Origin of the sequence: Pseudomonas sp. X4, from assembly GCF_040784925.1 — a bacterium.
Taxonomy (GTDB): Bacteria; Pseudomonadota; Gammaproteobacteria; order Pseudomonadales; family Pseudomonadaceae; genus Aquipseudomonas; species Aquipseudomonas putida_Z.
Genome location: NZ_CP160798.1, coordinates 5346914 through 5365035, shown reverse-complemented (window position 1 = coordinate 5365035; position 18122 = coordinate 5346914). Strand labels below are relative to the sequence as shown.

Below are 18122 nucleotides of genomic sequence, written 5' to 3'. Positions count from 1 at the left end.
AGGGCACCCGTTTTTCATAACCTGCTGCACGAGAACCACCATGACCAGCTCAGCGATCCCCCTTCAACATTCCAGCAGACAGGTCTGGGGCGCCGTGCTGGCAATGTCACTCTGCGCCTTTGCCCTGGTAGCGTCCGAATTTCTGCCGGTGAGCCTGCTTACACCACTTGCCACTGATTTGTCGCTTACCGAAGGCCAGGCCGGCCAAGCCATTTCGATCTCGGGTTTCTTCGCCGTAGTCACCAGTTTGTTGCTGTCCACCCTGACGCAGGGTATTGATCGAAAACCTGTCCTGCTGGCCACCACGGCGCTAATGCTGGTTTCCGGTGCAATGGTGGCGTTTGCCCCGAACTACCTGACCTTGATGTTGGGGCGGGCCGTGCTTGGGATCGCCATTGGTGGATATTGGTCGATGTCCACCGCAGTGATGATACGTATCGCGCCTGAAGCCCTCGTTCCCAAGGCCATTGCCGTGATGCAGGGCGGTACTGCGCTGGCTACGGCGATCGCGGCCCCGGTCGGCAGTTACCTGGGCGGCCTGATCGGCTGGAGAGGGGCCTTCTTCTGCGTCGTACCTTTGGCCGCAATTGCGTTGATCTGGCAGGCCTTCACGCTGCCGGCGATGCCTGGCGAGCGCGGTACGGCTTCGGCGACCGCATCCCTGCGTTTGCTGCTGGACAGCAAGGTTGCGCTTGGCATGGCTGCAGTTGCATTCCTCTTCATGGGGCAGTTCACGCTGTTCACCTACCTTCGCCCGTTCCTGGAAACCGTGACACAGGTGGACGTGCCCACGTTGTCGCTGCTTCTGCTGATCATCGGCGTCGCGGGGCTGGTGGGAACGATGATGGTAGGTTCGCTCGTAGGCCGGCATCTGTTCAGAGTGCTGACCGGTATTCCACTGCTCATGACCGTCATCGCATTCGCCGTGATTTCGACTGGTTCCTGGGTCGTCCCGACGGCGGTGCTGCTTGGTGGCTGGGGCTTGATTGCCACTTGTGCGCCAGTGGGCTGGTTCACCTGGCTGGCCAGGATGCTGCCCGAGGACGCCGAGGCCGGGGGAGGCCTGATGGTCGCGGTGATACAACTGGCGATCACCGTAGGTGCGACCTTAGGTGGAGTGCTATATGACGGCGTTGGGTACCAGGCGACCTTCATCGCCAGTGGGATGATGCTCTTGGTAGCGACTGCCTTGACCATGAGGGTAGGGCGGCATCGATAGAGTACAAATGTGCTCCCTAATTGAGCAAAGGCTCAGCCAGCATGGACGCCTGTCGCTGCCAAGCCTGCGGCGACATCCCCTCGGCCTTCACGAATGTGCGACAAAAGTGGGACTGATCGCAGAAACCGCACTCCAGTGCGATCTCAGCGAGCATCATTCCCGAGCCCCCCAGTAGTTCCTTGCTTTTGCGCAACCGTTGTTCACGCATCCACTGCTGCGGGGGCACATGCAGGGTATCCCTGAACATTCGTGTGAAATGGCTACGCGACAGCGAGCAGGCTTGGGCGAGTTCCGTAACAGTTATGCCGGTGTCCAGGTTCTCCAGCATCAACCTCTTGGCAGTCGTGACCTGCCAGGGCTTGAGCAGCCCGGTCGTTTTCAGTGCGACAGTCGCCAGCACAGTGCAGTGATCGCTGTTCATACAAATCCATTAATCAATGAAGTGGGCACGCACGTTTCGAGTGAGCAGAGCAGGCCACTGCAGCCTCGGGCGGGCTACAGACGATAACGCTCGATTCGATGGCCTGGCTCAGCCAGCCGGCGTACCCATCAGCGGGTCAATGAACAGCCCCTGGATGCAGGGGCTGGCAATGGTCAGACAGCGGCAGCAACCGGGGCCAGGGTTGGGCCGTGCTGAACGCGCTCTGGTGCTTTGTGCACCATGGTGTAGGCGTAGTCGACACCCATGCCGTAGGCGCCTGAGTGTTCTTTCACCAGTTCCATGACGGCATCGTAGGTGTCGCGGTTTTTCCAGTCGCGCTGCCACTCCAGCAGCACTTGTTGCCAGGTCACCGGAATCACGCCTGCCTGAATCATGCGCTGCATGGCGTAGTCGTGGGCTTCCTTGGTGGTGCCACCGGAGGCGTCGGCAACCATGTAGATTTCATAGCCGGCATCGTTCATCGCCGACAGCGCGAAGGTGGTGTTGCACACCTCCGTCCACAGGCCGGAAACGATGATCTTGTTGCGCCCGTTTTTCTTGAGCGCGTCACGCACCTTCTGGTCATCCCAGGAGTTCATGGAGGTTCGCTCCAGCAGCGGAGCGTCGGGGAACACGGCGAGCAGCTCGGGGTAGGTGTGCCCAGAGAAGCTTTCAGTCTCGACCGTCGTGATGGTGGTGGGCACATTGAAGATCCTGGCTGCCTTGGCCAGGCCTACGGTGTTGTTTTTCAGGGTCTGGCGGTCGATGCTCTGAACGCCGAAGGCCATCTGTGGCTGCTGATCGATGAAGATCAGTTGGCTGTTGAATGGGGTCAGTACTTCAGTTTTTGGATTGTTCATTCTTGTTCCCTGTCAGCTGGATGATGGTCATCGCACAAGTCACGGCGCCTGCCTTCTGCAGACTGTGCTGAGGCACTGGATGACGTCCTCAGTGATGCCCGTTGCTTGAGTCCGAGCACAAGATAGCGAATCGCAGAGCGAAGCGGTGGCGCACCTTTGCGCTCTCAGGAGCGCATTAATGCGCCATTCGCTTGTTCATCCTGCTGCTAGGATTCGCACGCAAACGCGGATCTACCTGATCCGGTTTACGCCAGGAGAAAGCGATGGCAGCTTCACAACCACTCAACAAACAAACCGCCTATTGGGGCGTTCCGTGGGAGAATTCTTACGGGTATCCGCAGGCACGGCGGGTAGGAGACGAGATCTACGTATCGGGCCAGTTCAATCATGACGAAGAAGGCAACCTGGTCGCGCCGGCACCCTTGGATCGTGACGGCAGGCCCTGTGATTTCTCTTCGATGGGGGATCAGATGCGCGCCGCCTACGACAATATCGCCAAGCTGCTCGCGCTGTATGGAGCGACGCTTGAAGATGTCGTGGAAGAGACGCTCTACGTACTGGACATGGACGCGGCCTTTGCCGTGGTCGGCAAGGTGCGCAAGGCCGCCTACGGCACGGAGCGGCCTCAATGCGCCAGCAACATCATCGGCGTCTCGAGGCTTGCCCAGCGCCCACAGCTGATCGAAATCGCCTGCAAAGCGGTACTTGGCTCACGCGCTGAGTGACCCGCACTCCCGGTTTCGCTCTACGTGACCGGGAGTACCAGTTGGCCCTCGATCAACGGCTTCTGGTTGGCAACGGCAGCTGCACAGAACGTCATGAATGCTTTGACCCGCCACGATTTGCGGATGTCCTGGTGCGTCAGCAGCCACAGCTCATCCTGCAGCTCCGGCACCACTGGGCCGACGCGTTCAAGCCCAGGCGTGATATCACCCAGCATGCAGGGCAAAAAGCCCACTCCCAGGCCAGCCGCGATTGCAGCACTTGCCGCCGCAACCGAATCGGTGCGGTACGAGATGCACTCGGCAGCGACCCTGTTTTCGACATAGCTCGTTGCCTTGAGCCCGCGTAGCGCCGCGGAATAGGAAACCCATGCCTGGCCTTCAGTGAACAGAGGAGCAGGCGATGTGTGGTTGCTGCTGCCGTAGGGAGCCCAGGCGATTGTGGCCAGTTTGCGGCCCACCAGGCTTTCGGCGGGTTTCCTGGTCGCCCGAACGGCAATATCCGATTCGTCTCGCGCAAGGCTCAGTGATTCGTTGCCCACCAGCACCTCGATCGTGATGCCTTCATTGAGGGCCTTGAAGTCCGCGATGATTGGGGTGAGGAAGTAAAGCAGCAGTGAGTCGCTGGTGGTGATACGAAGCTTTCCGAGTGGCCCCTGGCCGGCACGTGAGACACGCCGCGTCACGCTGACAATGTCCAGCTCCACGCGCTCGGCGAGGGCACGCAATTCCGCGCCCTCGATGGTGAGCAGATAGCCTGATTTGCGGTGATCGAACAAGGCTACGCCAAGTGTTTTTTCAACCTGGGAGACCCTGCGAGAGACGGTGGACACGTTGATGCCGAGCTTCTTGGCTGTGGCAGCGCGATTGCCACACTCACTGAGCGTTTTGATGATCCGCAGGTCGTCCCAAGAGAGCTGGTTGGCAGCCTCGCCCACGTTCCATTTCACGTCCTTGGGGGCAACCGGGGTAATTGGGACATTTCCAGGTAACGACTTCACGAAATCCGTTCCAGATCAGATTGCGACGATCATACGAGAAGGGGCTGCGTGAACCAAGTATCAGCATGAAGGCGAAGGAGGGGGCTTCGGTCGTCCCTTGATGCGCACATCGACACTTGTCGGCGTTATCCTGAATAGTGAGTCCAGGAGCCTTTGGGGAACTGCCCATGCGCAAGTTGACACTGTTGTTCGCGATCGCTGCATTTGCGGGTTGCCAGGCGCCGATGCCCAGTGCCAACCCACAGATGGCATGGGTCGATCTCTCGACACCATTCCCGAATGACCGTGTGCTGTTAGCCGAACGCCTGGATAAACAACGCCTGCGTGATGGGCGCTTCTTTGAGGTCAGCCCCGGCAGTCATGAATTGGTCGTCAGGTTCGACTACGAGGTAAATGGTGGCGGTGGCATCAGCCTGATGGGAGGTACCACGGTAAGGCAATGCTACCTGACCCTCGACTACGAGCATTTCAAGGCTGGGCAGCGCTACGTGCTCGAGGCCCGCTCTATGGCCATGACGCCAGAGGCGAGGCTTTATGATGCGAAGGGAGAGATTGTGGCAGAGGTTACGGAGTTCTATTGCCTGATGTGATGGTGAATCGTTCGGTGTTCATTGATTACAACTAGCCTCGAAAAATCAGATTTTTTCGCTTTCTTGTAGGGCATTTCCCAAAGATACTGTTGCCGCCTATTTTCCGTTGCGGGTGCCCTGGCAGGGCTCTAGTCTGGGCCTGTCGCTGCTCATCAGTGACACGGCTTTGACAGGCCGTAACGGTATGTAGGTTCTGCAGCGCTGTTAATGGCAGCTGCGTGTGGGGCACGCTTGCGTGCGCCGGAACTTCCTATGTCCGCCGGTCTGTCAACCCGCACACAGCTGCCACCCAACCTGTTTGACAGCGGGATCGGTGCAGCCCATTTGGAGATATAGGAATGTTGAAGATGGTCCCCGATCCACCCCAAAGCCTCCACTCCCTCGAAGACACCCTCATCCAGGCCACGTACTACGTCCAGATACAGTTGCCGAACGAACCGCGAACGCTGCACTGAGCCTAAACCAGGTATTGCCTGGGCTGGGCTGATCACCCGCGAAGCTGTCCGCCCAGGCGCTAGACGATCAGGGAGATGGACCCATGACTACTGACGAATCGAACGAGAAAACCACCGTAGGCAAGACCACGTTCTACCAAGGTGAAAACCAGACCCATCCGTTGTTTCGCATCGAAGCCGGCATTCCTTGCAAGAGCGCTCGGGAGCAGTCTTCGGAATTGATGGGGTACGTGCGGGAACTGACGATTGTCGGGTTGATGGATGAAAAGCCGATGATGATCTGGGCTGCGCATTACCTGAGCGCGTTGGCCAAGGCGCTGATGGACGATGCCGAGTTGGGTATGATGCGCTGAGTTCACTCCACCCGTGGCGGTCCGCGAAACGCGGCCGCCATTCACAATGGCGGAGTGGGGTGCCTCGATCAGTGTGGTTGAGGTTAACCGTATTTTGTTCTGTGGGTGAGCGGCGAAGGCTGTGATAATGGAGGGGAATCACAAGGGCCATGCCATGCTGACCATCTCTAGTAACGTGCATCTGCCAGATGCCGACATCGAACTGACCTACATCCGCGCGCAAGGCGCAGGCGGGCAGAATGTCAACAAGGTGTCCAGCGCCGTGCACCTGCGCTTCGACATTCCCGCTTCGTCGCTGCCCGAGTTTTACAAGGAGCGGCTGTTGGCGCTGCGTGACAGTCGCATCACCGGCGACGGCGTGTTGATCATCAAGGCACAACAATACCGCACACAGGAGCAGAACCGCGCTGACGCACTGGCGCGTCTTGCCGAGTTGATCATCAATGCCGGCAAGACCGAGAAGAAACGCCGTCCCACCAAGCCGACCCTTGGCTCGAAGACCCGTCGCCTCGAAGGGAAAGCCAGGCGCAGCACTGTCAAGGCGGGTCGGGGCAAGGTGGAGTTCTAGGCTCTGTACAAAATGAGATGTCTCAAGCCAGTGAGACCATGGCGGCCTGGTTTTGCGAGCTCGTGGAAGCGTGTGGGGGCGTGATAGACGAAATATGAACGGGGCGTATTCACCGTCGAGCGCCATATCCGTGGCAAGTGGGTCTGCGACAATTGTGAAACGCTGACCCAGGCTCGGCTGCCGGCGCAGATGATCGACAAAGGCATCCCAACAGCGGGCTTGCTGGCCCACGTCATGATCGCAAAGTTGCCGATCATCTGCCGTTGTACCGTCAGGAGGCCATGTTTGGCCGCGCGGGCCTTGCTATCCCGCGCTCGACGCTTGCTCAATAGGTGGGCGCCTGTGGTGTGCAGTTGCAGCCACTGGTCGATGCGCTGCGCGAGGTGGTGCTTGAGCAGCCGGTCGTCCATGTGGATGAAACGCCGGTACAGGTGCTTATGCCGGGCACCAAGAAACCCATCGATCTTACGTTTGGGCTTAAGCCACCAGCTCGTTTTGCGAAACCTCGGCGGTGGTTTACGACTTCAGCCAAAGTCGTGCCGGCGAACATGTACGTAACTTCCTGCAAGACTGGAAGGGCAAGCTGGTCTGCGATGATTTTGGCGGCTACAAGGCCCGCTTTGAACTGGGCGTGACTGAAATCGGCTATATGGCCCATGCCCGACGCAAGTTCTTCGAGCTGCATGCAACTCACAAGAGCACGCTGGCTGAGCAGGCCTTGCGTTACATCCAGGTGTTGTACGAAATCGAGGATGAAATCAAGGATCTGGAGCCGGACTCACGCCGCCGAATACGGCAAGAAAAGGCTGTACCGATAATGGACGCGCTGCACGCCTGGATGGTCGTCCAGCGCGATATAGTGCATAGCAGCGCTGTCGCGCTACCATCGATGATGGGGCTGTGCCCATTGATAACAATTGGTGTGAGAACCAGATACGGCCCTGGGCGCTGGGGCGCAAAAACTGGCTCTTTGCAAGATCACTGCGAAGTGGCAAGCGTGCGGCTGCGATCATGAGTTTGATCCAGTCAGCTCGGAACAATGGGCATGACCCGTATGCCTATCTCAAAGATGTGCTGACGCGTCTGCCAACGCAGCGGGCGAGTGAGATTGCAGAGCTGCTGCCGCATAGGTGGCGTCCGGTTTAGTCGTGCAAGACGGGTTGCCGGACGCTTACCCCGGAACCTAGCAATAGGTGATCTGAGAACACTTACACTGGAGGTGACGACACCGATGCCTGACAGTAAAGGCATCGGTGTCTCTTGCCAGCTCTGGCAGGCCCTCGGGGTCAACTCATCTCAGGGGCGAGGTGATTCATGAACGTCAGGTTTTCAATGGCGTACATATACTCCGAGAATCTCGGATCTCCATCGTTGAACGCCTTCTTACTCATGGCTGCGGCCTCGCCAGTGGTGCCGCATACAACGAGGCCCCTAACTCCGCCAGAAAGGAGCGATTTCACCAACCCTTCTAGCGTGTCAAAGTCGACGTGTCGCGAACGGAACGGTGTGGGCAGTGCAACCCAGATACCGCGGAAATTAGACATGCATTACTCCTCAGACAGACTGATTAGTCGACGTCAGAGGAGGGGATGGGAATCAAGCGGGGAGGAGATCTAGCGCTATCTGTCCCGTCAGCTCATCTGACGGGACAGCGCCCCGGTCAAATGAGCGACTGTTTCTTGGATTTCTTAGCAACGGACACGCATGCGCAGGCCTGGGCGAAGAGGCCCTTGGCTGTCAGCAAGTGGTCAGTGGTGCGTATCATGGGGGATCCGTTGCGTAGACGAGCCACAGGGTGAATCGGCACTACCGGGCTTTCACCCTCACGCCTTTAGCCGAAGGCCTTCGCGCTCTTGCTTGGGACGCGCTCAAGGCAAGGGCCTATCTCGCAGCAAAGGCTACCGAGTTGGTACAATCGGCAACACATGGAGGAGTGAAGTTTCAAGTGAGACCTGAGAAAGAAATTCAAAGATGGCTCGAAGGCTTGGCCGGGAAAGGAAACCCTACTGTAAGTGGTAGCCCTTACGACGCCATTAGATATGACGAAAGCCAGCTAAGTAAAAAGATAAAGGGAATCGTCGAGCACTCCTTTGACGAAAGGGACAGCAGTAATTGCCAAAGAGCTGTTCGCGAGGCATGCCGTGTATTGAAAAGTCTTATTGCACCAAGGTTCTACAGTGCGGATGAAAATATTGGCACGTCCTCAGACATCCTAAGGCCAGATATAATCCTAGAGGATGAAATCAGTGGCGCGTTTGTAGTCATTGAAATCAAGCGCAGTAAAAAAGCTGCTCGCGAATACGCTACGGAGTTGTTGGCTTATGCAGAGGCATTGTCCCGTCAAAATAAAGGGGCGCAAGTTTTCTTCATAGTTATATCTGCGTCATGGTCTACACTTGAAAGGCATGCGTTCGCCAAGTTGGTGGGCTGGGGGGTTCCTTGCGTTGCGCTGGAATATCGGGAGGAATGCGCCGGTGAGGACTGCCAAACTCTTTGGGTGCGCTCTGAGTTGCTTATCGAGGAAGATGTATTGAGCTTTCCCCCTGAGGCGCTACGAGTAGAAACCAAGGTATTCTGGCTCCCTGATTCATGGCTTAACACCAATGTAGTCAACTTAATAGTTCATGCTGTCTCAGGGCTTTTAAGAGAGGCGGAAAAAACGCGGATGTCTGGCTTTGTGCTTGTGTGGTGGCACCCAGCTGAAAAACATAATCAATCGCAGACTAGACTGTATGTGTCTATCGCTGTTCGAAACTCTATTCGTCAACAGAAGATTCCAGATTTCGAGAGTGAAGACGATGCATTTGAGCTTGCAATGTTCAATACTTCTTCCGAGTTGTATGATGATACTGCAACTCGACTGTTTTTACACCTTGAGCTAGTAAAGGATTTGCAGTGTTACTCTTCTGAGTATGAAGGGCTTTGGAAGGATCTAAAAAGAAGGCTGCATAAGGAAGGTGCGAATATATTTAGTTTTGACGCGTTTGGTGGAATTGGAGATTACATTGGAGACTGGCGAAAGCTAAATCGTTTTTCGTTACAGCCAGTGGTGCCAGATACAACGCTCTTGGCTACCTGGCATCCTTTGACTTGGTTGACTCCCTTGGAGTCTTTGATTAATGCCGAAAATGATGATGACAGTGACTCTGCTGTGACAGCTTTCCGTTTGGGTAGCGAACTAGGCGCTTTAATGAAGAAGTCTAAGCAACAGGCCAAGCTGACCGTTCGAAACTTCGGTTGGGGAAGCGCTCAGGCAAGTTTTGCACAGGTATGGAGCGCTAAATTTGCGCATCAATTGGATGCCCCTAATTTATTCGCAGAGCTGGGCTTTAATCAGCTAAGAGTTAATGGCGAGGCGATGGAGGCTGCGTTTCGCTACGCCTGCGGTCAAATGGCTTTAGGTGGATCTGAGTCAGAGTGCTGCTTTGTTTTCGGGCTTAAAATAGCTGCTGGAACTTGTAGCAATGATTTTTTAGAAAGACGAAGCTCTGAGTTGGCAATGTTGGGGGTTAGTGTTCCAGAAAGGGTTATAAGGGTGGCAAGGCGATATATCATGTCAACCTAAGCCTGTCGTGTTGAAGCTGCTCTGGCAGAGATCGAGGGGCACAGGCAGTGCGCCCCCATCTCAAACCACTATCAATAATTCAGCTTACAGAGGCTTCTTTGGCCAGTCGTTGCATGTTGAGGGATTTGGTGCTGAGTCCTGCTTTGTTAAATCGATAGCGCATATACGAAGAAATGTCATCCTCGTGTGAGGAGACGATCAACTGCCGATTATCAAACTCACAGCGCAGCAGGTCGGTCAGAGATGCAATATTCACTTCATCGAGTGACTGGGAAGGATCATCAATTAGGATTAGCGGTACGCTAGAATAGACCTTATTAAGGGATAAGAAGAATCCTAGGCTTAGGGCCGACACCTGACCGGAACTCATCGACAAAATTGCATCATGTTCAGATTTTTCGGCAGTCAAGAACCTAAGCTCTTTACCATCCTTGCTTTCGATGAACAGGCCTAGGCCGCGCTGATAGTTTTGGATAAGCCGTCCGCTATAAATGTGGAATATCAGCTCAATCTCAGCAATGGTTTGCTCTGCGTAATTTCGCTCCGTTCTCTCCAAGGTTGCCTTCAGCTTAGTAACCTTTTCTTTAGCGTTTTTAGCAGCCTCGTTTTCACGTTGAATCACTAGCAGTTCATCAAGGCATTGCTTAAGCCTGGTACTTTGCGCCTCGTTAGCTTTAGCCGCGATGAAGAGCGCCTTGTCTTTCAAGGCTTGAGGTTCGACAATATAGAAATCTTGTAGCTCCTTGAAGGCAGCTTTGATGACCTTTCTCCAGTCTTCCGGAAGAGGCTCTGTTTCAGGTATTTTCTGTTTCCTGATGGAAGCAGTCAGCTCATCAGACCGAGTATCTACCTCTTCCTCGTTTTCGGAGAATGAATAGTTGATCTGTACAGCTAGAGCCTGAAGCCGGGCGGCAAGTTGAGTTATTGTTGGCAGTCTCGCCTTGTCGCGCAGCAAGGCAGTGTGTAAGGCGCTGTTGTATCCCACAGACAGTTGCGCTTGTTGGGCCTGGATCTGAGTATCAATGATGGCTAGCTCCGTAGTCATCATTGCAGTAAGACTTATCAGGTTTTGGCCATCAGCACCCAGTTCGTCGTTGATCTGCTTAGATCTGGCTTCAATCTTTTGCAGCATGATGTCATGAGCTTGCCAGTCGGCACCACATAGTGGGCAGTGTTCATCATTGGCATTCAGCTTGCCGTGCTCAGCCATCAGTTCTGCTTTTAGGCGATTCAGTTCACTGGCTGCGTTGGCATTAGAGTTGGTCTTTAGCTGCAGGGCGTCGCGGGTAACGATTTGCTCTAAGAACCAGTCTAAGCGTCCTTGGCCCCATCCAGGTAGCAGAGCTGCCTCATCTGGTTTGATGACTGTAGCTCCACGTTTGATGATTCCTCCAAGCTTGACGAGTGCGTTTAATTCTTTTTTTACCTGTTCTAAGCCATCTAGCTTGTCCAGGTCGCAGCCAAAACGTGACAGACTTTTTATCGAATCTTTATTTAGCTCAATGTAATTTTCGATGGATTCGTTTTTATCTCTGACCTGTATCGCGCTCTTAAGTGGCGCTAGGTTCCGCAATCGCTGAATGTTGTCAATATATTCAGCGTGAATCTCTGCAGAGTAGGCAGGGAAGGGGAGTTCTTTGTCCCAGCCTGGCTGCAATTCTGCGGTGGAAATTTTTTTATATTCAATCGCGCCCAAGTCGGCCTGAATCATTCCTTTAAGAAGTTCGGATTCTGTTTTTAGCCTTGCTAAGTCGGCAGCGCGCTTCGGTTCGTTTATGAATTTCGTTAGTCGCAACGCGATTGCTTTGCAGTTGTCAGTTTCTGCCTTTATGTCGCTAATGTTAAAAAGGTTGTTCAACGCCTCCTTTCGCTTGTCTACTCTCGTGTGGAGGAGTTGGTTTTGGCCTTGCTCCAGATAATTTAAGTACGAAAAGTTCTCTTTGAAGTTTTTCCCGAAGAGATTTTCGATAAGATCTTCGTCGCGAAGATTTTCTTGCGTGTAATCGTTTGAAGAGAATTCAGGCAATTCATAAAGCATCAAGTGAGTGAATTGATCCGCGCGATTGTTCGATTTCTCATCAAATTGAGCAGCGCGCGTATGTCTTGCAAGTGTGAGCTTGCGCGCCCCATTGACAAACTCTATCTTAATTGATAGATCCTTCTTCCCTGACCTGTTATTCCAAAGTAGATTGTCGTCATAGTTGGTTCTATTGCTTGTCATCAGCGTGGTAAAAAGCTGACGTATCCGTTTTATTCCGCCGGTCAAGAGAAGTTCAATGGCATCAAAAATGCTAGTTTTACCGAAGCCATTCGGGCCATCTAATGTCAAGAGTGACGAGTCACTGAAATCCAAGTGGATCTGTTTGAAAGCCTTAAAGCTCGAAACCTCAATTTGGGAGATTTGCCAGTTCATCGTCAATCAGCTCCTTGATTAATTCTTCGACATTGGTTTGGCCCAGTTTTTGTACCGTTCCGTAAGTTTTAACAAGGTCGATTTCGGCAACGGCTTCGTCAATTTGTCGACGAAGAGGCACTAATTCTACTTTGTTGATCTGCAGCCCAAGAAACGGAAGTTTAATAAAAATTTTCGCGGCTGCACTATACTTGGTGGCAGCTGTAGGCTCGTTTTTGTAAATATTAAACTGCGATTTGTCGGAGATAAGTTCGTTTAGCTTTTCAAAGTCGAGTCCTCTGATGGCTTCAACTTCCGTATCGCTGTAGTAGAGCACATATTTCTTGTAGAAGTGAGGGTCTTCTTCGATCTCGAAAATTTGCTCTTCGTGATTTTTGAATTCGGCCAGTTTGTCGAGATGATGAACGCAAATCAAATCGCAGTTTTTTCTAAAAGTGGGATCCGTTGTGAATGCATCCGGCGCGGACTGGTTTATCGCGGCATTAAGATCGCTAGGCTTAATCAGTTCGTCCAGTCGGTGTAAGACTGCGAATCGAATTGCGGTGCCTTGCTCTCTTATGTAGAAGCCTGTTGTATCATTGTCTTGCACCTTGGAAAAGCCGTGTGCGACTAGAGCCTGATGGATGAGATCAATAATCATTTAAGTCGGGCCTCTGCGTCGTCCTTGGTTAGTATGCTGATACACAAACTTTTTGTGATATTGCTATCGATACGAGCTTGGTCAGCAGAAGAGGTTTCATCAAAGCAGTTAGTGTACTTGGTATCGACTGTGAAGCTTTCGGTCGCCTTGGCGGCAATCAGGTTGTTGAATTCGAATAACAACCTTCCTAAGTCATCGTTGTCTTTGATCTGCGAGATAATGTCTGATGTGCAATATCTTCTGTCCTTTGGATCGAGCAGATAGAGCGCAGTTGGTGCGTAAAATTTATTTTCTCGATCCAGATAGTGTGGTAGGCGTTTGAATATGGGTTCAGCCTCAATTGCATGCACCAAATCTGAGTAGTTACGTATGTCAGAATCTTGAATGCGTGAGAACTTCTCCGAGGGCTTCATTAATTGGCAGAGTATCTTGAAGTCACCGCCCTCTGATAGTCGGATTAACTCATAAATTCGCCTTGCCCTCTGGTAGGCAGCGTCCGACATGTTCGGCAAGAATTCAGCAAGTCTCTCTTCTAAGTGAGAATTAAGGCGTGCCTTCAGTTCAATGGCATAATAGTCCTTCCTTTCATACGGGTTTGTGTCCGTGATGTCCGAAAGAATGCTTGCGGCGCTGAGTCGGTGCTCATAAGCCGCTCGACGTTGCGTATCACCTTCGTTCTGTATTTTTGCGTGGATTACTAGCGCCTGGGAGCTGATTTTATCGGATATCAAACAATAATTAGCATCTAGCAAGCCATCGTCGAATGTTACACCTTGGCCTGCGTAAATCTTCTTGATAATGTCCTTGGTGAGTTCTTCTATCTTATCAAGCTCACAGTGTTGTACTGCACCGTATGGGTAGAAAGCAACGCGCTCACCGTTGTCATCTACATGGTCGCTATGATCATCTATAGGTTGGGATATATGGAAATATCTTTTGGTTCCCGCCACCCTGTCTAGCTCCAAGCTGGCAGATTTTTTCAGTGCGTCTTTATAGTTGCTGCGGTAATCGCCTATTTTCGCTTTTACCTGATGTGCGCTTACTAGCTTGCCATCTTTGTAAATCGCGAAATCATCTGTGCTATCTAGCTGTAGTTCGAACCCACTATCGCCTTCGTGAATTAGTTTGAGGCAATGATAGAGCGCCACTTTGCCTTGGTAGACAAATCCGCTCCACGTGGAAATGGCGCTATGCGGATACTTGCTTTTTTCCTCGTCGCTCACGTTGACTCCTTTCTCCACACGGTCGTTCTGAGCGTCGAACGATATCACGGAGCCATTATGCGTTTCAGCATATCTAGCGAGAATTAACGTTACCAAAATTGGCTAAATCGTTTTAGCCTGACTGAGACTTATCCTGATAAATTTGGTTGGTTATCTAGCTGGGACGATAGCGAGTCGCAAACACCGCATGGAACAAACCAGTGAGACCATGGCGGCATAGCTTTTCGCGAGCTTGTCGAAGCGTGTCACGATGCGGCGGTTCTCTTTCAGCCAGCCAAACATGCGCTCGATGATGTTGCGCTGTCGATATTTGGGCCGATCAAATAGTCTGGGTAAGCCAGGCTTGGGATTGCGCCTAATTGAGCGCATCGGGATGACGGGTTGCATGCGGTACTGGTCGCAGTAGCGGCGCAGTGCTTCGGCGTCGTAGCCTTTGTCGGCAAGCAGCCATTTGCAGCGCTTGCGCGGACGACCTCGTTGGCTTGATGGAATGCTGATGGATCTTGGTTGTCAGGCCGCCGCGACTGCGGCCTAGAGCGTGATCGGCAGGCTCGTCAGACCTCCTTTTTTCCCGGCGCCAGAAGAGGCTCGGGTTGCGCGTACAGCAGTTGAGTCGATCATCCAGATTTGCAAATCGATCAAGCCTTGCTCATTCAATTTCAGGTGCAAGCGTTTGAGCATCTGATCGAACGTCCCCTGGTTTCGCCAGCCCCGGAACCGTTGATACACCGTTGACCACGGGCCAAATCGCTCCGGCATATCTCGCCACGCAGCACCCGAGCAGAGCACCCAGAGCACGCCATCGAGCATCAGCCGATCACTCAGGCGGGGCCGCCCCCGACCATGGGTTTCAGTGAAGAGATCGGCAACCACAGTCCAAGCCTCATCCGAGAGTTCGTAACGCTTTGCCATCACAGAATTCCTTTCCGTAATTGGTTTATTGGCCAAGCTCCGTAATTCAGCAGTGGATTTGGCACGAACCTTAAACTGGAACTCGGCAAACACCAGCTAGCAGGTGGATTGCAAAAAAATGCCACATAACGCTCGATCTCGAGGGGCTTCAGATCCAGCAGCGATAGCCCTTGAGAGAAGCACCAGTTCAACAAGCGCTCAAGGTGAATGGTATCAAAGTAATACGCCTCATTAGCTTGCTCTGGTCTCCAGCTATGTGCAAGGCAGGCAAGGTAACGCTGACAGTACCAGACGCTGATGAATGGGAGACTAGATGACACCACATCCTCGAGCTTGGCCGTCACATCGGTATTTTCAGGAAATTGACTGAGCCCAATTGGACGCCATTGGTCGTACGGGCAGAAGATGGGAAAAGGGACAAACGGCGACAGCATGCGGGGACCAGCATCGTAAAATTGTGCAGTTACTAGAGATTGTAGCCGGTAAGACGCGTCTCCTTAGCCAACACAGGTCTGCGAACTGTGGATCTAGACTAGACGAGAGAGGTGCACCGCAGGCCTATGAATCTGAAGGGAACACAGGTTTTTGGAAGAAAGCTCACAGGATCGTGAAAATGAACACCAATATGAAAGAGCACTTCCAAATACGTCATTTAACATAATACTCATTATGCGCTAGTCTATATTTGGTCACCGGACCACGAGTGAGGCACTTTGGGACCAGGGAAAGCTCCCTGGTCTAGATAATCTGTCCTGATCCATCGCCCGCTTACCATCACAAGCGCCGACCTGGCGCCAGATGCGTTAGCCTTGCCTTTTGGACTGTTGGCTACCGCGACTTGGACATCAGGCCAGCCAATTGCACCTGTACCCTGAGTTCTTGAAAGAAACCTGGTACGGTCACCCTCGACTTTGTTTATCAGGACAAATCCAGCGCATGCATGACCACACTGACGACTAGCGCCTGTCAGCCAGCGCCATTGAGGTTGCCACGCTTCCCATCACCGGCAACCCAACTCCCGGTCGATCGGTTAACGCGGTCAATTGTAGGAGCGGCCTTGTGTCGCGATGGGCTGCAAGGCAGCCCCAACAATTCATGCGTCTGCTTTGAAACCTTGGGGGCTGCTGCGCAGCCCATCGCGACGCAAGGCCGCTCCTACAAGGGCCCACAGGATTGAGAGGACAGTTGTTTACATCTCGCGCAGACCTCAAGCCACGAACCATCCCTGTGGGTGCTGGCCTGCAAGCGATGTGATCAGTACAAGCGACAAAAGATACATGAGGACCGCGCGATACCTGAGGGCCAGGCATACACCCCCATTTGCCATGCTGTATATGCAAATAAGGTATAACTACACTAAATACTCATTTAGCGTAGTTATATAAAACCCGCCTCTGCACTCAATCCTCAAACAAGCCCGCCAAAACGCCTGTAAAAGCCTTCATTCACATCCGGCAACGGCCCATCAGCCGTCTCCAGCGCTGCATTCAGCCATTCTTCCGCCTTGGCAAACACCAGCCGATAGAGGTTACGGCACAACTGTCGCGCGGCCCTTCCCTCCCAATCCCCAGGCAGCAGCTCGTCCGGCAGCTGCGGGTCGCGCAGCAGCAGCCGGCGGTATTCGTGAATCAGCAGCGTACGTGCCAGGAAACAATCCTGCGCATCGAGCTGTTGCTGCTCTTTCAAACCCTGCCATAGCGGCCTGAACAGCTGGATGAACTCGCTGTACTGCTGCCCCAGTTCGTCGATACGCCAGCTTTCCCGCACCTGGGCGCGCATGGCCTTGGATGCCAGCACTTCCTGGGTGTGGGTTTCGAAGACGATGCTGTCGTCGCTTGCCTCCAGGTCACGCAAGGTGGCGGCCAGGTCGGCGCGGTCTGCCCGTGGGCAGCCCAGCAGGTTCGGCGCCATGGCCCCGAAGCCCTGCCACTCCAACTCTTCACGCAAAGCCTTGCGCTTGCCGGCCTCCAGTTGCGAGAGCAACACCAGCGTCCAGGCGCCGTCCCAAGCTGGTTGGCTGGGGCTGTAGACTCGCTTGAAGGCTTTCTCGAACCGCCGGCGGCCAGTCCCTGTCAGGCTGTAGTAACTGCGGCGGCCAACCTTTTCGGCGGTGAGCCAGCCTTCCTTGGTAAGGCGGAAGATCGATGTGCGGATCAGGCGCTCGTTGATGCCGATCGGCTCCAGCAGGTTGATCAGGCTACCCAGCCAGACGGTTCCGCCGTGGGGCTCGATGGCGTCGCCATACAAAGTGATGATCAGGGAACTGGCGCGGATCGGCGTCTGTTCCTGGAAGCGGGTGATCAGGTTGTTCAGTGGGGCGAGATTGCTCATGGGCGAACTGTGCGCGGTTAAAGCACCGACTATACCTGCGCGGCGGGCCGCCTGACCATTGCGTGACGCTGCCAGGCTCATGCCGATGCCTGGCCTTTGGGCCTGACGCCGGTGTCTTCCATGCGTGGGCGCTCGGGCTCGACTTCGGTCAGTGGCGAGCATTCGACCATGCTGTTCATGCAGCGTTGCGCCAAGTGCTGGTACTCCGCCGTGCCACGTTGCTTCCAGGCCAGTTCCTGTTCGGTCAGTGGGCGCTTGACCTGGGCTGGCGAGCCCATCACCAGGCTTTGTGCCGCACATTCGAAGCCCGCCTTGACGAATGCCGTGGCCGCGACGATACAGCGCGGTGCCACATGGGCACCATCCATCACCACCGCGTTCATGCCGATCAAGGCGTCTTCGCCAACGCGACAGCCGTGCAGCACGGCGCCATGCCCAACATGCCCGTTGCGTTCGACCACCGTATCGCCACCCGGGAAACCATGCATCACGCAGGTGTCCTGCAGGTTGGCACCCTCCTCCAGCACGATACGGCCGAAATCCCCCCTTAGTGATGCCAGTGGGCCGACGTAGCAACGAGGGCCGACGATTACATCACCAATCAGCACGGCGCTGGGGTGCACGTAGGCTGTCGGATGAACCACGGGCGTCAGGCCGTCCAGTCGATAGCAAGGCATGGCAAAGCTCCTGAAATGATTTCAAATGCGCCTTGATCTTGTATCACAATCTTGTGGTGCGTCAATCAGCATGGCCGTGTATCGCTTTTGCTGGGGTCATCGCGCTCGCGTAAATTCAGCATTATTCATTGAATGCGAGGTGATGAAGCGATTCAACATCATGAAACCCTTT

The 18122-nt window shown here is 54.0% G+C and carries 14 protein-coding genes and 3 pseudogenes; 7 read left to right on the top strand and 10 right to left on the bottom strand.

Annotated features, from left to right (window positions below; genetic code table 11):
* The first annotated feature begins 40 nt into the window (after positions 1-40).
* Positions 41-1219, top strand: a complete 1179-nt coding sequence (locus ABX298_RS23835) for an MFS transporter (RefSeq protein ID WP_367393736.1) — start codon at positions 41-43, stop codon at positions 1217-1219.
* Between the two features lie 16 nt (positions 1220-1235).
* Here the strand turns inward: ABX298_RS23835 and ABX298_RS23830 are convergent, their stop codons facing one another.
* Both ABX298_RS23830 and ABX298_RS23825 read right to left on the bottom strand, forming a co-directional pair.
* Positions 1236-1640, bottom strand: a complete 405-nt coding sequence (locus ABX298_RS23830; RefSeq protein WP_085589795.1) for a helix-turn-helix domain-containing protein — start codon at positions 1638-1640, stop codon at positions 1236-1238.
* A gap of 173 nt (positions 1641-1813) precedes the next feature.
* Positions 1814-2500, bottom strand: a complete 687-nt coding sequence (locus tag ABX298_RS23825; RefSeq protein WP_003258732.1) for a hydrolase — start codon at positions 2498-2500, stop codon at positions 1814-1816.
* A gap of 263 nt (positions 2501-2763) precedes the next feature.
* Here ABX298_RS23825 and ABX298_RS23820 point away from each other — a divergent pair, with 263 nt between their 5' ends.
* Positions 2764-3225 (top strand): Rid family hydrolase, encoded by a 462-nt coding sequence (locus tag ABX298_RS23820; protein WP_023663225.1) that lies wholly within the window; start codon positions 2764-2766, stop codon positions 3223-3225.
* Positions 3226-3245: 20 nt separating this feature from the next.
* Here the strand turns inward: ABX298_RS23820 and ABX298_RS23815 are convergent, their stop codons facing one another.
* The gene (locus ABX298_RS23815; RefSeq protein WP_084785332.1) at positions 3246-4172 is read right to left on the bottom strand and encodes a LysR family transcriptional regulator; all 927 of its coding nucleotides are present in this window, start codon (positions 4170-4172) and stop codon (positions 3246-3248) included.
* A gap of 218 nt (positions 4173-4390) precedes the next feature.
* Between ABX298_RS23815 and ABX298_RS23810 the strand changes: the two genes are divergently transcribed.
* From ABX298_RS23810 to ABX298_RS23795, 4 genes and pseudogenes are all read left to right on the top strand, one after another.
* On the top strand, positions 4391-4813 hold the full coding sequence (locus ABX298_RS23810) for a hypothetical protein (RefSeq protein ID WP_264209975.1): 423 nt from the start codon (positions 4391-4393) through the stop codon (positions 4811-4813).
* A gap of 538 nt (positions 4814-5351) precedes the next feature.
* Positions 5352-5621 (top strand): DUF3077 domain-containing protein, encoded by a 270-nt coding sequence (locus ABX298_RS23805; RefSeq protein ID WP_025339172.1) that lies wholly within the window; start codon positions 5352-5354, stop codon positions 5619-5621.
* A gap of 154 nt (positions 5622-5775) precedes the next feature.
* A complete protein-coding gene (gene arfB / locus ABX298_RS23800) occupies positions 5776-6189 on the top strand; it encodes an alternative ribosome rescue aminoacyl-tRNA hydrolase ArfB (RefSeq protein ID WP_286099910.1) in 414 nt (137 codons plus the stop codon).
* Between the two features lie 102 nt (positions 6190-6291).
* Positions 6292-7335, top strand: a pseudogene (locus ABX298_RS23795) (IS66 family transposase); the annotation flags it as partial.
* Positions 7336-7571: 236 nt separating this feature from the next.
* Here ABX298_RS23795 and ABX298_RS23790 read toward each other — a convergent pair.
* Positions 7572-7733: pseudogene (locus tag ABX298_RS23790) on the bottom strand (dihydrodipicolinate synthase family protein); the annotation flags it as partial.
* A gap of 251 nt (positions 7734-7984) precedes the next feature.
* Between ABX298_RS23790 and ABX298_RS23785 the strand changes: the two are divergent.
* Positions 7985-9754, top strand: coding sequence for a hypothetical protein (locus ABX298_RS23785; RefSeq protein WP_367393735.1), 1770 nt, complete (start codon positions 7985-7987; stop codon positions 9752-9754).
* 79 nt (positions 9755-9833) lie between these two features.
* Here ABX298_RS23785 and ABX298_RS23780 read toward each other — a convergent pair whose 3' ends face one another.
* From ABX298_RS23780 to paaY, 6 genes and pseudogenes are all read right to left on the bottom strand, one after another.
* Complete coding sequence (locus ABX298_RS23780; protein WP_367393734.1) at positions 9834-12167, bottom strand: AAA family ATPase; 2334 nt, start codon at positions 12165-12167, stop codon at positions 9834-9836.
* The gene (locus ABX298_RS23775) at positions 12142-12807 is read right to left on the bottom strand and encodes an ABC-three component system middle component 1 (RefSeq protein ID WP_367393733.1); all 666 of its coding nucleotides are present in this window, start codon (positions 12805-12807) and stop codon (positions 12142-12144) included. The genes ABX298_RS23780 and ABX298_RS23775 overlap by 26 nt, the downstream gene beginning before the upstream one ends.
* On the bottom strand, positions 12804-14030 hold the full coding sequence (locus ABX298_RS23770) for an ABC-three component system protein (protein WP_367393732.1): 1227 nt from the start codon (positions 14028-14030) through the stop codon (positions 12804-12806). The genes ABX298_RS23775 and ABX298_RS23770 overlap by 4 nt, the downstream gene beginning before the upstream one ends.
* 150 nt (positions 14031-14180) lie before the next feature.
* Positions 14181-14942, bottom strand: a pseudogene (locus tag ABX298_RS23765) (IS5 family transposase).
* Between the two features lie 1407 nt (positions 14943-16349).
* Entirely contained in the window at positions 16350-17273 is a 924-nt protein-coding gene (gene paaX / locus ABX298_RS23760) for a phenylacetic acid degradation operon negative regulatory protein PaaX (protein ID WP_075045237.1), read from the bottom strand.
* Positions 17274-17350: 77 nt separating this feature from the next.
* Positions 17351-17950 (bottom strand): phenylacetic acid degradation protein PaaY, encoded by a 600-nt coding sequence (gene paaY, locus ABX298_RS23755; protein WP_015270319.1) that lies wholly within the window; start codon positions 17948-17950, stop codon positions 17351-17353.
* Positions 17951-18122 lie beyond the last annotated feature (172 nt).